The organism is Salmonella sp. NW722 (genome assembly GCF_051702785.1).
GTDB lineage: Bacteria > Pseudomonadota > Gammaproteobacteria > Enterobacterales > Enterobacteriaceae > Salmonella > Salmonella enterica.
In genome coordinates, this window is sequence record NZ_JAMMIN010000001.1 from 162,676 (window position 1) to 176,367 (window position 13,692).

The following is a 13,692-nucleotide window of genomic DNA, read 5'->3' on the forward strand; positions in this document are numbered from 1 at the left end:
GGGTTGCTCCTTATTCCGGTAGTTCACGTTTACGTAAGACAAGTATGATGCTGGCGACAATGCCGACCACAATAACCACGCCAATCATGCCCAGCGACATCAATTCAGATATTGACCAGCCAAACATATTTCCCACCGACAGCGCGGTAATTTGCGCGTTTTCAGCGGCGAAGCTAAAGCCGCCTTTGAGCGCCATATCGGTAAAGTACGGCGCGAACTGGGTGGCGATCAGCAAAACGGTAATCATGACAATGATGCCGCTGAGCAGAGTACGAATCAGATCGCCGCGATGAATAACTGTGGCCATGCAGATAAAAAATGGCGCGACCGGTAAATCAGCCAGCGGCAGGACTTTATTGCCCGGCAGTATGCTCGCCAGAATTAACATGATGGGAATTAACAGCAGTCCAACCGCGATGGTGGTCGGGTGGCCTAACGTCACTGCGGTATCCAGACCGATAAAGACTTCGCGCCCTTTAAAGTGTTTCTGGAAGAACTTACGCGCGCCGTCGGAAATGGGCATTAATCCCTCAACGATAAGGCGAATCATGCGCGGAAACAGCACCATAATCGCCGCCACGGTAATCATTAAGGTTGCGCACCCTTTAAAGCCTTCGCCTGCGGCAAGTCCGAAGATCAGCCCGAGAACAACGCCAATGATCACCGGGTCGCCGACCATCCCATACCGTTTTTGGATCTCCTGAGCGTCTATATTGCGTCCTTTCATAAACGGTATTTTTTCGTATATCGCATCCAGCAATACGAACAACGGCACGGAACTGGAGCCATACCCTTGCGGAATAGAAATCCCTTCCAGACCCACAATGTTCTGTACCCGTTTCGCCGTCCAGTCGGCCATTTTCAACGACAAGGCGGCGTGGCAAATCGCGCCCAGTACGCCATAAATCAGACTGCCGGTCATCAACTGGACGACCGTTCCGGTAATGGCGTAGTGCCAGTAGTTATAAATATCAACGTTCATGGTTTTGGTCAGACGAGTCACCAGCATACCGACGTTGAGCAGAAAGATAACGGGAATGATCATCGCGCCGATGGCCGTCGCATAGCCGACGCCGGATGCGGGCCCGGCGCCGACGTCAAACACATGCAGCGTCAGGCCAAAACGCTCAATCATCACTTTAATCGGCGGACTGAGACTGTCGATCGCCATGACGATCACCAACCCCATGCCGACAAAACCGATGCCGACCGTCACCCCGGCTTTCACTGCCTGCAGCCAGGGAATACGAAAGATTAAGCCGATGATAATCATAATGATGGGCACAAAAACGGTGCCGCCGAGAGACAGGATGTAATCAAACATAATGCCCCCTTTATTGTGTTAACAGCGCCTTGATTTCTTGTTTTAATGCGTCGTCGTTGATGCCTGTCAGCAGGGCGGCGCCGTTGAGCGTCGGGATGCCATAGTCACTGTGCGTACGCATGGACGTTACGATGAGATCCATACCGTTACAGTTCAACGGGATCTCATTCAGACAACATTGCGCCGTGGTTGCCGCAATGCCTTGCTCCGCAAGAAAGTCCTGCAGTTTTTGTGCAATCATGGTTGATGTCGACATGCCGGTACCACATGCCACAAGGATCTTCTTCATCATGGTCGTGCCTCTTGTGTAGCGCCTGTTTCAGGCTCAATGGGAAACTGCTCTGGCGACATATTGGCCAGCGCAGTCAGTAAACGGATACAATCAGCCAGGTCGCGCAGGCTGGCGACTTCGGCTGGCGAGTGGGTATAGCGGCAGGGAATAGAAAGACTGGCGCAGGGAATACCGTCCAGTTCAACCTGAATGTAGCCGGTTTCGGTGATGACGCCTGGCGCGACTTCTCGCTGTACGGGAATATTATTTTCGTGCGCGGTGGTCTCCAGCATCCGCAGCAAACGCGGCGGCGTAATCAGTCCCGCCAACGTACCGCGTCCGTGATAGTTCAGACAGGTGATGCCGACGCCGTGGTTGACCCGCACATCCGAGTAATCCTGCAGGTCAGGCGTGTCGCAGGAGGGGGTGATATCAATACCAATCGCCAGGTCGGGGCGCACGCGTCGTAAAACGGGAATAATACCGCGAATATTGAACTCTTCCTGTACCGACGCGACCAGGAATACCGCGATATCAAGCGGTGTGGAGGCGATAGCCTCGGCGACGCCCAGTAGCGCCGTACACCCCAGCCTGTCATCCAGCGCCTTACTGCACACCAGGTCGTTGCCCAGACAGTGCGGCGGGTTGTAAAGGGTTACTGGCGTCCCCACCTGAATACCCATTCGTTCGGCATCCGCTTTATCTTTTGCGCCGATATCAATCCAGAGTTTATCGAGAGCGGGTGGCTGGGTGCGCTCGTCACCCTTCGCGAAGTGATATGCTTTAATACCGATACAGCCCATGATATCGCCTGAACGTCCGGCAAGCGTCACAATCGAACCGGGCATAGTAATTTGCGCCGGGCCGCCCACGCGTTCAAAACGTAAAAAACCGGAGGGTTCGATCTTGCGTACCATAAAACCCACTTCATCCATATGCGCAAAAATCATCAGGCGAAGCGCGTCGGGTTTATCGCTGCCATAACGGGCGACGACATTGCCTAAGCGATCCCGCCAGACGTCTTTGGCCTGCTGTTCAAACGCGTGCTGCATAACGTTTGCAATACTGCTTTCATGTCCTGAAATCCCGTTTAGCCGCAGTAAAGAAAAAAGCGTTTCCTGCACAGAAAAGGTCATTGGCGTCTCCGTGGTGATAAAACAATCAGTCGTTGAGCGTTTTATAGGCGGAGAATGGTTGGATAAGTGTGAAATGTGTCACGCGGAAATACGCTAAATATGGCCAATAAAAAATAATGTGATGGCGATACAATAAAAACGCTCATATCACCTGCGGGTTATCGGTAAACCAGGCTATTTATGTGATTACGACCAACAACGAAGAAGGGCAACGCGATGGTGGAAATTATTCCTGTTAGCACGACGCTGGAACTACAAGCGGCAGATGAAAGTCATGTTCCGGCGCTGCACCAACTGGTACTCAAAAACAAAGCGTGGCTACAACAGTCGCTCGACTGGCCGCAATATGTCACGTCGCAGGAGGAAACGCGTAAGCATGTGCAGGGTAATATGCTGTTGCACCAGCGTGGTTACGCCAAAATGTACCTGATTTTCTGCCAGAATGAGATGGCGGGCGTACTCTCATTTAATGCCATCGAACCGATAAACAAAGCCGCCTATATCGGTTACTGGCTGGATGAGTCCCTCCAGGGACAAGGGATAATGTCGCAATCATTACAGGCGCTGATGACACATTATGCCCGGCGCGGCGATATTCGGCGCTTCGTCATTAAATGCCGCGTTGATAATCAGGCCAGTAACGCAGTCGCACGGCGCAACCATTTTACGCTGGAAGGCTGTATGAAGCAGGCGGAGTATCTTAACGGCGACTATCACGACGTTAATATGTATGCCCGCATTATTGATGCGGATTAAAGGGAACCGACTAAGGGGGTACGCGTAATACGATCCTCGCCATTGATCACTTTTGGGCCGCGCAGGTGAATAGTATTGCCGTCAAAGGCTATCACCGCCGCCCGTCCGCTAATCTCGACCTGGTGCTCAATCAGAATTTCGCCCTGTATACAGGCATGGCCTTCAATCAGCACGCGGTCGTCCAGTAAAATCGGGCCTCCGCGTACCTCAGCATGTCCGCCTACCAGCACATGATGTTTTAACACACAGTTGCCTTCGATTAACGCATGTTCCGCTACCTGTGAGCTGTAGCGAAGGGTAGGGATAGCATCTTCCTCTGTGCCGGCGATAACCCGCGCATGGCCATAGACTTTGGCGCAGTCACAGATCCAGACATTATTGTCTTTGTTGCCTTCGATGAGCGCGAAATCAAAGACCTCCGCCCGGTGCTCAATAAAAGCGAGTGTGATAGTGGCGTCGCCATAAAGCTGTACCTGATGGACAATCCGCGAATGGTTCACGGTGGCGCGATCGTAAATTTGTAAAATCTGCGCATGTTCATGCGTTAGTCCCTGAACGGCGAGAATTTCTGACTGGTTTAACACGCGGGCATCGCCATAAATCGCACACTCTCCGCGCACGGAAGAGGACTGAATGGTGACGTTGTCACTTATCCGTGCGCCATCGCTGATATCAGCGCGATCAATCCAGACGTTATCGCCTATTCGCACGTTATTGTAGAGCGTGCACGGCTGCGTGATACGCGCGTTACCCGTAATTTCCGTGCCCGCAAAGGCCATCGCGTTTTCATCATAAATCCAGCAATCCCCCTGTTGTGACAGCACATTATCGGCATCAACCCAGCCGCCGGAGGTTCCGGCTTTAACATCGTTAAAATCCGTTACGGCAATAACTTGTCGTAATAAGACGCTTTTCTTCTCACCGTCTACCTGATAAGTAAAAGCACGAGGTTCCTCACTCAGTCGATATTTGATCATAGGGAAATTCCGTGTGAACGATTAAGATAACCGTAGCAAAGGTACTGGCGAAACAACCAGAAATTCCATAAAATGCATTTCAAATATACTTTATAAATTAAACAAAATGCGTAATCACAAGCAGAGCGATCGCGTGCTCAATCTGCCTGCGGGCTATTTTGGCATCGTCCTTGGCACTATCGGTATGGGATTCGCCTGGCGTTATGCCAGCCAGATATGGGGAATAAGCCACTGGCCCGGCGACATCATGGTGATCCTGGCGATGATTATTTGGGCACTCTTGACCCTGGCGTTCCTTAGCCGTCTGGTGCGCTTTCCCCATAGCGTGATGGCTGAAGTGCGACATCCGGTAATGAGCAGTTTTGTCAGCCTGTTTCCCGCCACCACGATGCTGGTCGCGATCGGTTTCGTTCCCTGGTATCGCCCGTTGGCCGTTGCGCTATTCAGCGTGGGGGTCGTCATACAACTGGCGTATGCCGCCTGGCAGACGGCGGGACTTTGGCGCGGAGCGCATCCGGAAGAAGCGACAACCCCAGGACTTTATCTGCCCACGGTAGCGAATAATTTTATCAGCGCTATGGCCTGTGGAGCGCTCGGTTACAATGATGCCGGACTGGTGTTTTTAGGCGCAGGCGTCTTTTCGTGGTTAAGTCTGGAGCCGGTTATTTTGCAGCGACTGCGTAGCTGCGGCGAATTACCGGCGGTGCTGCGTACGTCGCTGGGTATCCAACTGGCGCCCGCGCTGGTCGCCTGTAGCGCCTGGCTGAGCGTCAATGGCGGGGAGGGCGACACGCTGGCGAAAATGTTATTCGGCTACGGTCTGTTACAGCTTTTATTTATGCTGCGATTAATGCCCTGGTATTTATCACAACCGTTTAATGCTTCCTTCTGGAGTTTTTCGTTCGGCGTTTCCGCGCTGGCGACCACGGGGTTACATCTTGGGCACGGTAGTGAATCAGGGCTTTTCCATATTCTGGCCGTCCCGCTGTTTATTTTCACTAACGCTATTATCGCCTTATTGCTGGTTCGTACATTTCTATTGCTGGTGCAGGGAACGTTGCTTATTCGCACTGAACGCGCTGCACTGTTGAAAACGGAGGAAAAAAATGACCGTTCGTGACGAAAATTACTTTACTGAGAAATACGGTTTAACCCGCACGCATTCGGATGTGCTGGCGGCGGCAAAGGTTGTCGCGCCGGGCCGAACGCTGGATTTGGGATGTGGCAATGGCCGTAATAGTCTGTATCTGGCCGCGAACGGTTATGACGTTACCGCGTGGGATAAAAATCCGGCCAGTATGGCTAACCTTGAGCGTATTAAAGCGGCAGAAGGGCTGGATAATCTGCAAACCGACATTGTCGATCTGAATACATTGACCTTTGACGGCGAGTACGATTTTATTCTCTCGACGGTGGTTATGATGTTTCTTGAGGCGCAAACCATTCCCGGTTTAATTGCCAATATGCAACGCTGCACAAAACCCGGCGGGTATAATTTGATTGTTGCGGCAATGGATACGCCGGACTTTCCCTGTACGGTGGGATTCCCGTTTGCTTTTAAAGAAGGCGAATTACGCCGCTATTACGAAGGATGGGACATGCTGAAATACAACGAAGATGTCGGCGAGCTTCACCGCACGGACGAAAACGGCAACCGTATCAAACTGCGCTTTGCTACGATGCTGGCGAGAAAAACGGCCTGAGCGATGCAAGTTCTGTAAGTCTCGCTGCGTTCGGCATTTTTTTGTCGGGCGCTGCGCTCAAATTGTGCTGTCGTTACCATTTTTAGTGCATCCAGAATGATTTCGTTTTGCTATTATTTCCTTTGCATCATTGCGAAGACTAAAGGGATCGTTTCATGCGTACTCATACTTTATTTAAAGTTGCAGTGCTTACTGGCTTGCTGGCGTTATCCGGCTGTGCGTCTAAAGTCACACAGCCGGATAAGTATTCTGGATTCTTAAAAAATTATTCGGACCTGCAGGAAACTACCTCCGCCACGGGGAAACCGGTGTTGCGCTGGGTAGATCCACATTTCAATGACTCTAACTATGACAGTATTGTTTACAATCCGATAACATACTATCCCGTCCCCAAACCAACGACCCAGGTCGGGCAGCAAGTTCTTGATAAACTGCTGGCTTATACGAACACTAAAGTAAAATCAGCAATTGAACAGCGCAAACCGCTGGTCACGACGCCAGGGCCGCGCAGTTTGATTTTCCGCGGGGCGATTACGGGCGTGGATACCAGCAAAGAAGGGCTGCAATTCTATGAGGTGATCCCTGTAGCGCTGATTGTGGCGGGCACGCAAATGGCGACGGGCCACCGGACCATGGATACCCACCTCTATTTTGAAGGTGAGCTGATAGATGCCGCGACCAACAAGCCGGTCGTCAAGGTAGTACGCCAGGGTGAAGGTAAAGACCTGAGCAATTCCAGTACGCCAATGGCGTTTGAGACGTTGAAACAGGTCGTGGATGATATGGCGACGGATACCTCTATGTTTGACGTTAATAAAAAATAATTCTGCGGCGCCATCGCAAGATGGCGCAAACCCCGGCAGATTAGCGGCCACCATCAGCCAGACAACGATGGGCGGCGCGTTCTCGTTAATACTGCGTAGCCTATTCCGCCAGCGATCAACCCCCAGAATGCCGATCCGATGCCCATCAGCGTTAGCCCGCTGGCGGTGACGAGAAATGCGATAACTGCCGCGTCACGCTCACTTTCGTGAGTAAGCGCCTGATACAGGCTACCGCTAATCGTACTTAACAATGCCAGACCAGCCAGCATTTGCACCCAGCTAACCGGCAGGGCGACCATCAGCGCGGTTATCGAACCGCCAAACCACCCGGCAAGTAAATAAAAAACGCCTGCGGCGGCGGCCGCTAACCAGCGACGCGTTGGATCGGGGTGTGCGTCCGGGCTTTGACAAATGGCGGCTGTAATGGCGGCAATGCAGATAGAATAAACGCCAAATGGCGAAAGCAGCAGCGCCAGCAACCCGGTAAAAATCATTAACGGAGAGACAGGAAGCTGATAGCCAGACGCCTTCATTGTGGCGACGCCGGGGGCGTTTTGCGATGCCATCGTCACCAGGAAGAGCGGTACCGCGACGCTCAGGCTTTGAGCGAATGAAAAGTGGGGGGGAACGAAGGTGGGCCACACCGGCGCGAAATGAATACCGCTCATCGCCACCTTACCCTGGATGAGCGCCACCGTTATTCCCATCACCATGGCAGCAATAACGGCATAGCGGGGCGCGAATACTTTAAAGAGTAGCCACGCCAATAGCATACCGCCGCACATGACAAACTCTCCGTTGAGCGTCCCGAACGCCTGCAGGCCGAAGCGTAGCAGTATTCCCGCCAGCATTGCGGCGGCAAGAGAATGGGGGATTATCCGCATCAAACGCGCAAACAATCCCGTGACGCCGCACAGCACAATCAGGGCATTGGCGACAATGAATATGCCCACGGCATCTGGCAACGATAATCCCTGAAGCCCTGTCACCAACAGGGCGGCGCCAGGCGTTGACCAGGCGGTTAAAACCGGCGCACGATACCACAAGGTTAACGTTAGTGTGCTTATGCCCATGGCTATACCGAGGGCGGTCATCCAGCCGGCGATCTCTGCGGGTGTTGCGCCAGCGGCAAGCGCCGCCTGCCAGATAATGGCGGCGGAACTCGCATAGCCGACCAGAACGGCGACCAGACCAGATAATACAGTAGGTAACGGCAGTGATAACAGACGCATGATCGCCTCTTGTGCGTTATAACGGTCAGTCAATGTAGCATTGTGCGTTATAGCGTACAAGTGATACGCTATGGCCTTACAGGGGGGGAAAATGGATAACCTGACACACTATCTGGCGACCACGTTAAGAACGTTACGCCATCAGCGAGGCTGGAGTTTATCGCGTCTGGCGGAGATCTCCGGCGTCTCAAAAGCCATGTTGGGGCAGATAGAGCGTAATGAATCCAGCCCGACAGTCGCAACGCTGTGGAAAATTGCGACGGGCCTGAACGTTCCATTCTCAATGTTTATTTCGCCGCCCCAGGCCGAATTTCCGCCAACCTTCGATCCCCAGCAGCAAGCGATGGTAATCACACCGCTGTTTCCGTGGGACCCTGAACTCTGTTTTGACTATTTTTCTCTATTGCTGGCGCCTGGCACGGTCAGCGAATCAACGCCGCATAAAGCCGGCGTTATCGAACATGTGGTGGTGATTCAGGGTCGGCTGGACATGTGTACTGGTGGGGTATGGCAAACCATAGACGCCGGTAAAGGTTTGCGTTTTGCCGGCGATACGGCGCATACCTATCGCAACAGCAGTGACCAGACGGTTCATTTTCACTCGCTGATCCATTACCCGCGTGATTAAGCGGGAAAACTATTTCGTTAGTTTGCGCTTCTGACTACAATAGCCGCCATTTCGCTGCTATTGGATAAGAAAGACTGTATGCGCCAGCAACCTCACTATCTCGAATTGTTAAGTCCGGCCCGTGACGCCGCAATTGCTCGCGAAGCGATTTTGCATGGCGCAGATGCCGTCTACATCGGCGGACCCGGTTTTGGCGCACGTCATAACGCCAGTAACAGTCTGCGCGATATCGCCGATCTGGTCCCGTTTGCTCACCGTTACGGCGCCAGGATTTTTGTCACGCTGAATACTATCCTGCATGATGATGAGCTGGAGCCCGCGCAGCGGTTAATCACCGATTTGTACAACACCGGGGTGGATGCGCTGATTGTGCAGGATATGGGCATTCTGGAACTGGATATCCCGCCGATTGAGCTTCACGCCAGTACACAGTGTGATATTCGCAGCGTGGAAAAAGCGAAGTTTCTTGCCGATGTCGGTTTTTCACAGATTGTACTGGCGCGCGAGCTTAATTTGAGTCAGATAGCGGCTATTCATCAGGCTACTGACGCCACGATTGAGTTCTTCATTCATGGCGCGCTGTGTGTCGCTTATTCTGGACAGTGTTATATCTCTCATGCGCAAACCGGGCGCAGCGCCAATCGGGGCGACTGTTCGCAGGCCTGTCGTTTACCGTATACGTTAAAAGACGATCAGGGGCGGGTGGTCTCTTACGAAAAACATTTGCTATCGATGAAAGATAACGACCAAACGGCTAACCTCGGCGCGTTGATCGATGCAGGCGTACGTTCCTTCAAGATTGAAGGGCGCTACAAAGACATGAGCTATGTCAAAAACATCACCGCGCATTATCGTCAGATGCTGGACGCGATTATCGAGCAACGTGGCGATCTGGCGCGTGTATCGGTTGGTCGGACCGAGCATTTTTTTGTTCCCTCCACGGAGAAAACCTTCCATCGCGGCAGCACCGACTATTTTGTTAACGCGCGTAAAGGTGATATTGGCGCATTTGATTCACCAAAATTTATTGGCTTGCCGGTAGGCGAGGTGCTGAATGTGGCGAAGGATTATCTCGACGTAGAAGCTACGGAGCCGTTGGCGAATGGCGATGGTCTGAACGTGTTGATTAAGCGTGAAGTGGTAGGTTTTCGCGCCAATACGGTGGAGAAAACCGGTCATAACCGCTACCGCGTTTGGCCAAATGATATGCCTGCCGACCTGCATAAAGTCCGTCCGCATCATCCGTTGAATCGTAATCTGGACCATAACTGGCAGCAAGCGCTGACAAAAACCTCCAGTGAGCGCCGTGTGGCGGTTGATATCATGCTGGGCGGCTGGCGGGAACAGCTTATTCTGACGCTGACCAGTGAAGACGGTGTCTGCATCACGCATACGCTTGACGGGGTATTTGAGGAAGCCAATAACTCTGAAAAAGCGTTGAATAACCTAAAAGCCGGACTGGCGAAGCTGGGACAGACGCCTTACTACGCGCGTGATATGCAGGTGACATTACCGGCGGCGTTGTTCGTGCCAAATAGCCTGCTCAATCAGTTCCGTCGGGAGGCGATTGATATGCTTGACGCGGCGCGGCTGGCCCATTATCAACGAGGTCGTCGGAAACCCGTGGCGCAGCCTGCGCCGGTCTATCCGCAAACGCATCTCAGCTTTCTCGCTAATGTCTACAACCACAAAGCGCGGGAATTTTATCACCGTTACGGCGTACAATTGATTGATGCGGCCTATGAGGCGCATCAGGAGAAGGGCGAGGTACCGGTCATGATCACCAAACACTGCCTGCGTTTTGCGTTCAACCTTTGTCCTAAGCAGGCGAAAGGAAATATTAAGAGCTGGAAAGCCACGCCGATGCAGTTGGTGCATGGCGATGAGGTACTGACGCTAAAATTCGACTGCCGTCCTTGCGAAATGCATGTCATTGGCAAAATTAAAAACCACATCTTAAAAATGCCCCAGCCCGGCAGCGTTGTCGCTTCAGTGAGCCCTGAAGCGCTGATGAAAACGCTGCCGAAGCGCAGGGGCGTTTAATTAACGAAAATAGCTCTCTGGTTTGCGCGATTTCTGCCAGTTGTGGTGCTCGCGCAAGCCTTCCGCTGATTCTTCCGCTGCCGCCCGTAATTCATCACTGTCGGCTTCGTGTCTAAGCTGGTGCCCTCCCGTCGCAAACCATACGAATGCGTGGTCTTGCTGTTTCGCCAGTAACTGGCCTGAAAACAGCGCACAGGTCAGTAAAACTACTGATAACGTTTTTGTAAACATCATGCCACCTTCCAGTTACGTCGTGAGGCTATGATGCCAATAATTTCTTTGAGTTATTATTCAACACTTCAAATTAGCGAAAACGGTTTGTCAATAAGTGCGATAAGTTGTATGAGAAAATATACTTATACTCAGTATCTCAATTATAAAAATAACGAGCCAATTCGCTCCATGCGAAATTCATTATTCCATGGAAGTATATTTTAAAGTTATTCTATTAGATGGTTTTGGTATTGCCAGGGGATTGTAAACCATAATAATTTATGGTGTGGTCAACTCTGGTGATGAGCCTCATTTTTTGTTGTTTCAACGAGTGAAGATAAATCTTCAGAAAAAAGGCTGTTATGAACTTGTAGCGCTACATATTCAACAAGGTCGTTTAAACATAGCAGATCATGAGAGGAATTTTCCTCAAGCATATTCATTAATATCTCATTCTTAAACAAACATGAATAAACTAGTTGAGTAACTGAGCTTTGTGTATGATTTGCATGAAATGTTGCATTCTTTAAGTTAGTATTCTCAATAACCTTTGCGGCTATTTTGTTTTTAATAGCGTCGTCAATAGGTGGTACACCTGCCTGGGCGATGCCCAGATTAATCCTGGAGGAGATGGCGGCTTTTCTTTCCTGTTCCTTCCAGTCACATAAATTACCCTTTTCTGCCATGTCGATAAGCGTCTCTTTTATATTTTTTAGGTCGACGGGAAATGTTATACCGCCGGATAGCGAGAGTAGTAACCGCTCAGGGAACAAGCAACATAGCTCTTCACAAACATAAGTGCTAGCTTTTATATTAATATCAGAATATCTTTTCAGGTGGGCAGACTGAGTATCAACACAGAGTACTGTTCTATTCATTATCTCATAATAGTAGTGATCCTGGCGTATCACAATGCATAACGGAATATCTTCGCCATCTTTAATGCAGAGATTTGTATATTGATACTCAGCATCTTTATAGTGCTGAAAATGGAAATTTCCTCTGCATGACGGTGATGATAATTCATATAACTTGCAAAATAAATCAAATAAACGTTGCGCGTCAGGCGGAGAGGCAACATCACATAATTCCTTTATATATTGATCGGCAGCAGATCTTCGCGTGCTACAGAAAAAATCTTTAATCTTTTCCCATAGTAACGTAAAGAAGGAGCGTTGAGAGATGGCACTTTGAGAAAACATCTCACTTTTTAAAAATCCTCTCCCGATAGTAATTGGCATAATGTAGACCACAAGTGATTATATGAGACTTCATTACTGGAATAGGTGGTATTCGAAATATTATACCATGTTGCCCATCGATTTGGTTATCAGTGAAATACCTGATTTTTGCTTTGTCCTGAACCGTCAACATTATTGTTAATATCGACCCGTAGCTTTAGTCATGCCCACGTCTCCTGGCCATGAAGTATGTCAGGTAAAACGAATGAAAGTAAAATGATTTTCTTAATTCTCACATCATCATGTACCATGAGTAATGATTAATTACGCGCTATATTATTTTTAGAGAAAGTAAATAGTTGCTCAACCGTGTAGAAATTGTCTTATAAGAAGTTAAACTAAAAGTATTATTAGGCTAACAACAATGAGATATTTAGCGGCAGGGCAGAAGGCCAATACTGATAGCACTTATGATATAAATACCTTACTCTTTAGTTTTTGTCTTAATTATATTTGTTGTAACGATTAGCTGACGGGTTTATTTCCAGTTGGGTGATAAGACTATAAAAACCTGCGAGGAGGCTCAAAATGAAGAAATCAGATGGTGAAATTCACGAAAAGACAGCATCCTGGGGCATTTTGCAGTCAGAATGGCTAAAAAAATGTGGACGGCTATTATTGCTGTTACTTTACCGCTTCGTTATCGGATGGGCTTTTTTTCAGTTACTCGCCATGATTGTGGCAGGGATATTTTTGTTAGGCGTCTTATTATTTCATCCCATAATATTTGTACAGACTATCGCAATCACTGAGAAGTTAAATCATGCTTCGCTTGATTTATGGCATATCCTTAAGTTATGCCTGTGGCATTACGGTATCATCGCAGGGTTTATTTTTATGGCGGAGTGTACGTTAAGTAAAAGTATACGGCAGGTTCAGCGCTTGTCCAAAAAGTTTGGGGCGCAGGATTTTTCTTCACGCCCGTGATCCGCCGCTGCAACCTGCGTTCTTACTGAATAATGGCTATGATCAGCAGACCGAATTATCTCGGTTCGAGGGGGATTCTATGTGTTTGCACAACTGCGGTGAATCGTAATTTCAGATGCATTATCGCCGACAATTGACGCGTTCCTCACTAATTGCCTTCCTGACTATATAGTGGTCTTATCTTTGACAAAACAATGTTATTTAGTTATGGAAGGCGACAACAACTGTACTACTGATTATCAAATAACCTTTCTGGTCAGGTAGACTCGCCTTTGTGAAAACACATCGTTATCTGTGTTCCTGGGACTCACTCCCTTGCCGCCTTTAAGCAACTCGAATTATTTTGGGTATAGAACAGGCGGCGTAATGGTCATATAAGCAAAATATAACCTCTCCGTTTGTGATAAGGCACAGATT

General features: G+C 49.8%; 14 protein-coding genes and 1 pseudogene. 8 read left to right on the plus strand and 7 right to left on the minus strand.

Annotated elements, in window-relative coordinates; translation table 11 throughout:
- Positions 1-10: 10 nt before the first annotated feature.
- From sgcC to NA330_RS00805, 3 genes are read right to left on the minus strand one after another with little or no spacing between them, the layout of a single operon-like run.
- Complete coding sequence (gene sgcC / locus NA330_RS00795) at positions 11-1,324, minus strand: PTS sugar transporter subunit IIC SgcC (RefSeq protein WP_000460835.1); 1,314 nt, start codon at positions 1,322-1,324, stop codon at positions 11-13.
- Positions 1,325-1,334: 10 nt separating this feature from the next.
- Entirely contained in the window at positions 1,335-1,616 is a 282-nt protein-coding gene (sgcB, locus tag NA330_RS00800; protein WP_000976132.1) for a PTS sugar transporter subunit IIB SgcB, read from the minus strand.
- Positions 1,613-2,731 carry a M42 family metallopeptidase gene (locus NA330_RS00805; protein WP_000144619.1) on the minus strand — a complete coding sequence of 373 codons (1,119 nt, stop codon included), beginning with the start codon at positions 2,729-2,731 and terminating at the stop codon, positions 1,613-1,615. The genes sgcB and NA330_RS00805 overlap by 4 nt, the downstream gene beginning before the upstream one ends.
- 216 nt (positions 2,732-2,947) lie before the next feature.
- Between NA330_RS00805 and rimL the strand changes: the two genes are divergently transcribed.
- Positions 2,948-3,487 carry a 50S ribosomal protein L7/L12-serine acetyltransferase gene (gene rimL, locus NA330_RS00810; protein WP_023206029.1) on the plus strand — a complete coding sequence of 180 codons (540 nt, stop codon included), beginning with the start codon at positions 2,948-2,950 and terminating at the stop codon, positions 3,485-3,487.
- Here rimL and ydcK read toward each other — a convergent pair.
- A complete protein-coding gene (gene ydcK / locus NA330_RS00815) occupies positions 3,484-4,464 on the minus strand; it encodes a YdcK family protein (protein WP_017441323.1) in 981 nt (326 codons plus the stop codon). The genes rimL and ydcK overlap by 4 nt on opposite strands.
- Positions 4,465-4,570: 106 nt before the next feature.
- On the opposite strand from ydcK, the gene tehA reads away from it, so the two are divergent.
- From tehA to NA330_RS00830, 3 genes are all read left to right on the plus strand, one after another.
- The gene (tehA, locus tag NA330_RS00820; RefSeq protein ID WP_001244002.1) at positions 4,571-5,584 is read left to right on the plus strand and encodes a dicarboxylate transporter/tellurite-resistance protein TehA; all 1,014 of its coding nucleotides are present in this window, start codon (positions 4,571-4,573) and stop codon (positions 5,582-5,584) included.
- Positions 5,571-6,167, plus strand: coding sequence for a tellurite resistance methyltransferase TehB (gene tehB / locus NA330_RS00825; protein ID WP_000218276.1), 597 nt, complete (start codon positions 5,571-5,573; stop codon positions 6,165-6,167). Before tehA ends, tehB begins: the two co-directional genes overlap by 14 nt.
- Positions 6,168-6,322: 155 nt before the next feature.
- Positions 6,323-6,991, plus strand: a complete 669-nt coding sequence (locus NA330_RS00830; RefSeq protein ID WP_001259025.1) for a DUF3313 domain-containing protein — start codon at positions 6,323-6,325, stop codon at positions 6,989-6,991.
- A gap of 53 nt (positions 6,992-7,044) precedes the next feature.
- On the opposite strand, the gene NA330_RS00835 is transcribed toward NA330_RS00830, so the two are convergent.
- Positions 7,045-8,223, minus strand: coding sequence for a benzoate/H(+) symporter BenE family transporter (locus NA330_RS00835; RefSeq protein ID WP_001238501.1), 1,179 nt, complete (start codon positions 8,221-8,223; stop codon positions 7,045-7,047).
- Between the two features lie 91 nt (positions 8,224-8,314).
- On the opposite strand from NA330_RS00835, the gene NA330_RS00840 reads away from it, so the two are divergent.
- Together NA330_RS00840 and NA330_RS00845 are read left to right on the plus strand one after the other, a co-directional pair.
- Positions 8,315-8,851: a helix-turn-helix domain-containing protein gene (locus NA330_RS00840; RefSeq protein ID WP_000369552.1), complete on the plus strand. Its 537-nt coding sequence runs from the start codon at positions 8,315-8,317 to the stop codon at positions 8,849-8,851.
- Positions 8,852-8,929: 78 nt separating this feature from the next.
- Complete coding sequence (locus tag NA330_RS00845; protein ID WP_023242326.1) at positions 8,930-10,894, plus strand: peptidase U32 family protein; 1,965 nt, start codon at positions 8,930-8,932, stop codon at positions 10,892-10,894.
- Here the strand turns inward: NA330_RS00845 and NA330_RS00850 are convergent, their stop codons facing one another.
- Complete coding sequence (locus tag NA330_RS00850) at positions 10,895-11,125, minus strand: YncJ family protein (protein ID WP_001537894.1); 231 nt, start codon at positions 11,123-11,125, stop codon at positions 10,895-10,897.
- A 272-nt stretch (positions 11,126-11,397) separates the two neighbouring features.
- Positions 11,398-12,348, minus strand: coding sequence for an SPI-2 type III secretion system effector SifB (gene sifB / locus NA330_RS00855; protein ID WP_023195455.1), 951 nt, complete (start codon positions 12,346-12,348; stop codon positions 11,398-11,400).
- A 528-nt stretch (positions 12,349-12,876) separates the two neighbouring features.
- Here sifB and ugtL point away from each other — a divergent pair.
- Entirely contained in the window at positions 12,877-13,275 is a 399-nt protein-coding gene (gene ugtL, locus NA330_RS00860; protein WP_023216859.1) for a hypothetical protein, read from the plus strand.
- A 32-nt stretch (positions 13,276-13,307) separates the two neighbouring features.
- Positions 13,308-13,539 (plus strand): annotated as a pseudogene (locus NA330_RS00865) (hypothetical protein).
- Positions 13,540-13,692 lie beyond the last annotated feature (153 nt).

Excerpts from the sequence above, each read along its gene's own strand:
- sgcC (WP_000460835.1), bottom strand. The coding sequence starts at position 1,324 with ATGTTTGATTACATCCTGTCTCTCGGCGGCACCGTTTTTGTGCCCATC.
- sgcB (WP_000976132.1), bottom strand. The coding sequence starts at position 1,616 with ATGATGAAGAAGATCCTTGTGGCATGTGGTACCGGCATGTCGACATCA.
- NA330_RS00805 (WP_000144619.1), bottom strand. The coding sequence starts at position 2,731 with ATGACCTTTTCTGTGCAGGAAACGCTTTTTTCTTTACTGCGGCTAAAC.
- rimL (WP_023206029.1), top strand. The coding sequence starts at position 2,948 with ATGGTGGAAATTATTCCTGTTAGCACGACGCTGGAACTACAAGCGGCA.
- ydcK (WP_017441323.1), bottom strand. The coding sequence starts at position 4,464 with ATGATCAAATATCGACTGAGTGAGGAACCTCGTGCTTTTACTTATCAG.
- tehA (WP_001244002.1), top strand. The coding sequence starts at position 4,571 with ATGCGTAATCACAAGCAGAGCGATCGCGTGCTCAATCTGCCTGCGGGC.
- tehB (WP_000218276.1), top strand. The coding sequence starts at position 5,571 with ATGACCGTTCGTGACGAAAATTACTTTACTGAGAAATACGGTTTAACC.
- NA330_RS00830 (WP_001259025.1), top strand. The coding sequence starts at position 6,323 with ATGCGTACTCATACTTTATTTAAAGTTGCAGTGCTTACTGGCTTGCTG.
- NA330_RS00835 (WP_001238501.1), bottom strand. The coding sequence starts at position 8,223 with ATGCGTCTGTTATCACTGCCGTTACCTACTGTATTATCTGGTCTGGTC.
- NA330_RS00840 (WP_000369552.1), top strand. The coding sequence starts at position 8,315 with ATGGATAACCTGACACACTATCTGGCGACCACGTTAAGAACGTTACGC.
- NA330_RS00845 (WP_023242326.1), top strand. The coding sequence starts at position 8,930 with ATGCGCCAGCAACCTCACTATCTCGAATTGTTAAGTCCGGCCCGTGAC.
- NA330_RS00850 (WP_001537894.1), bottom strand. The coding sequence starts at position 11,125 with ATGTTTACAAAAACGTTATCAGTAGTTTTACTGACCTGTGCGCTGTTT.
- sifB (WP_023195455.1), bottom strand. The coding sequence starts at position 12,348 with ATGCCAATTACTATCGGGAGAGGATTTTTAAAAAGTGAGATGTTTTCT.
- ugtL (WP_023216859.1), top strand. The coding sequence starts at position 12,877 with ATGAAGAAATCAGATGGTGAAATTCACGAAAAGACAGCATCCTGGGGC.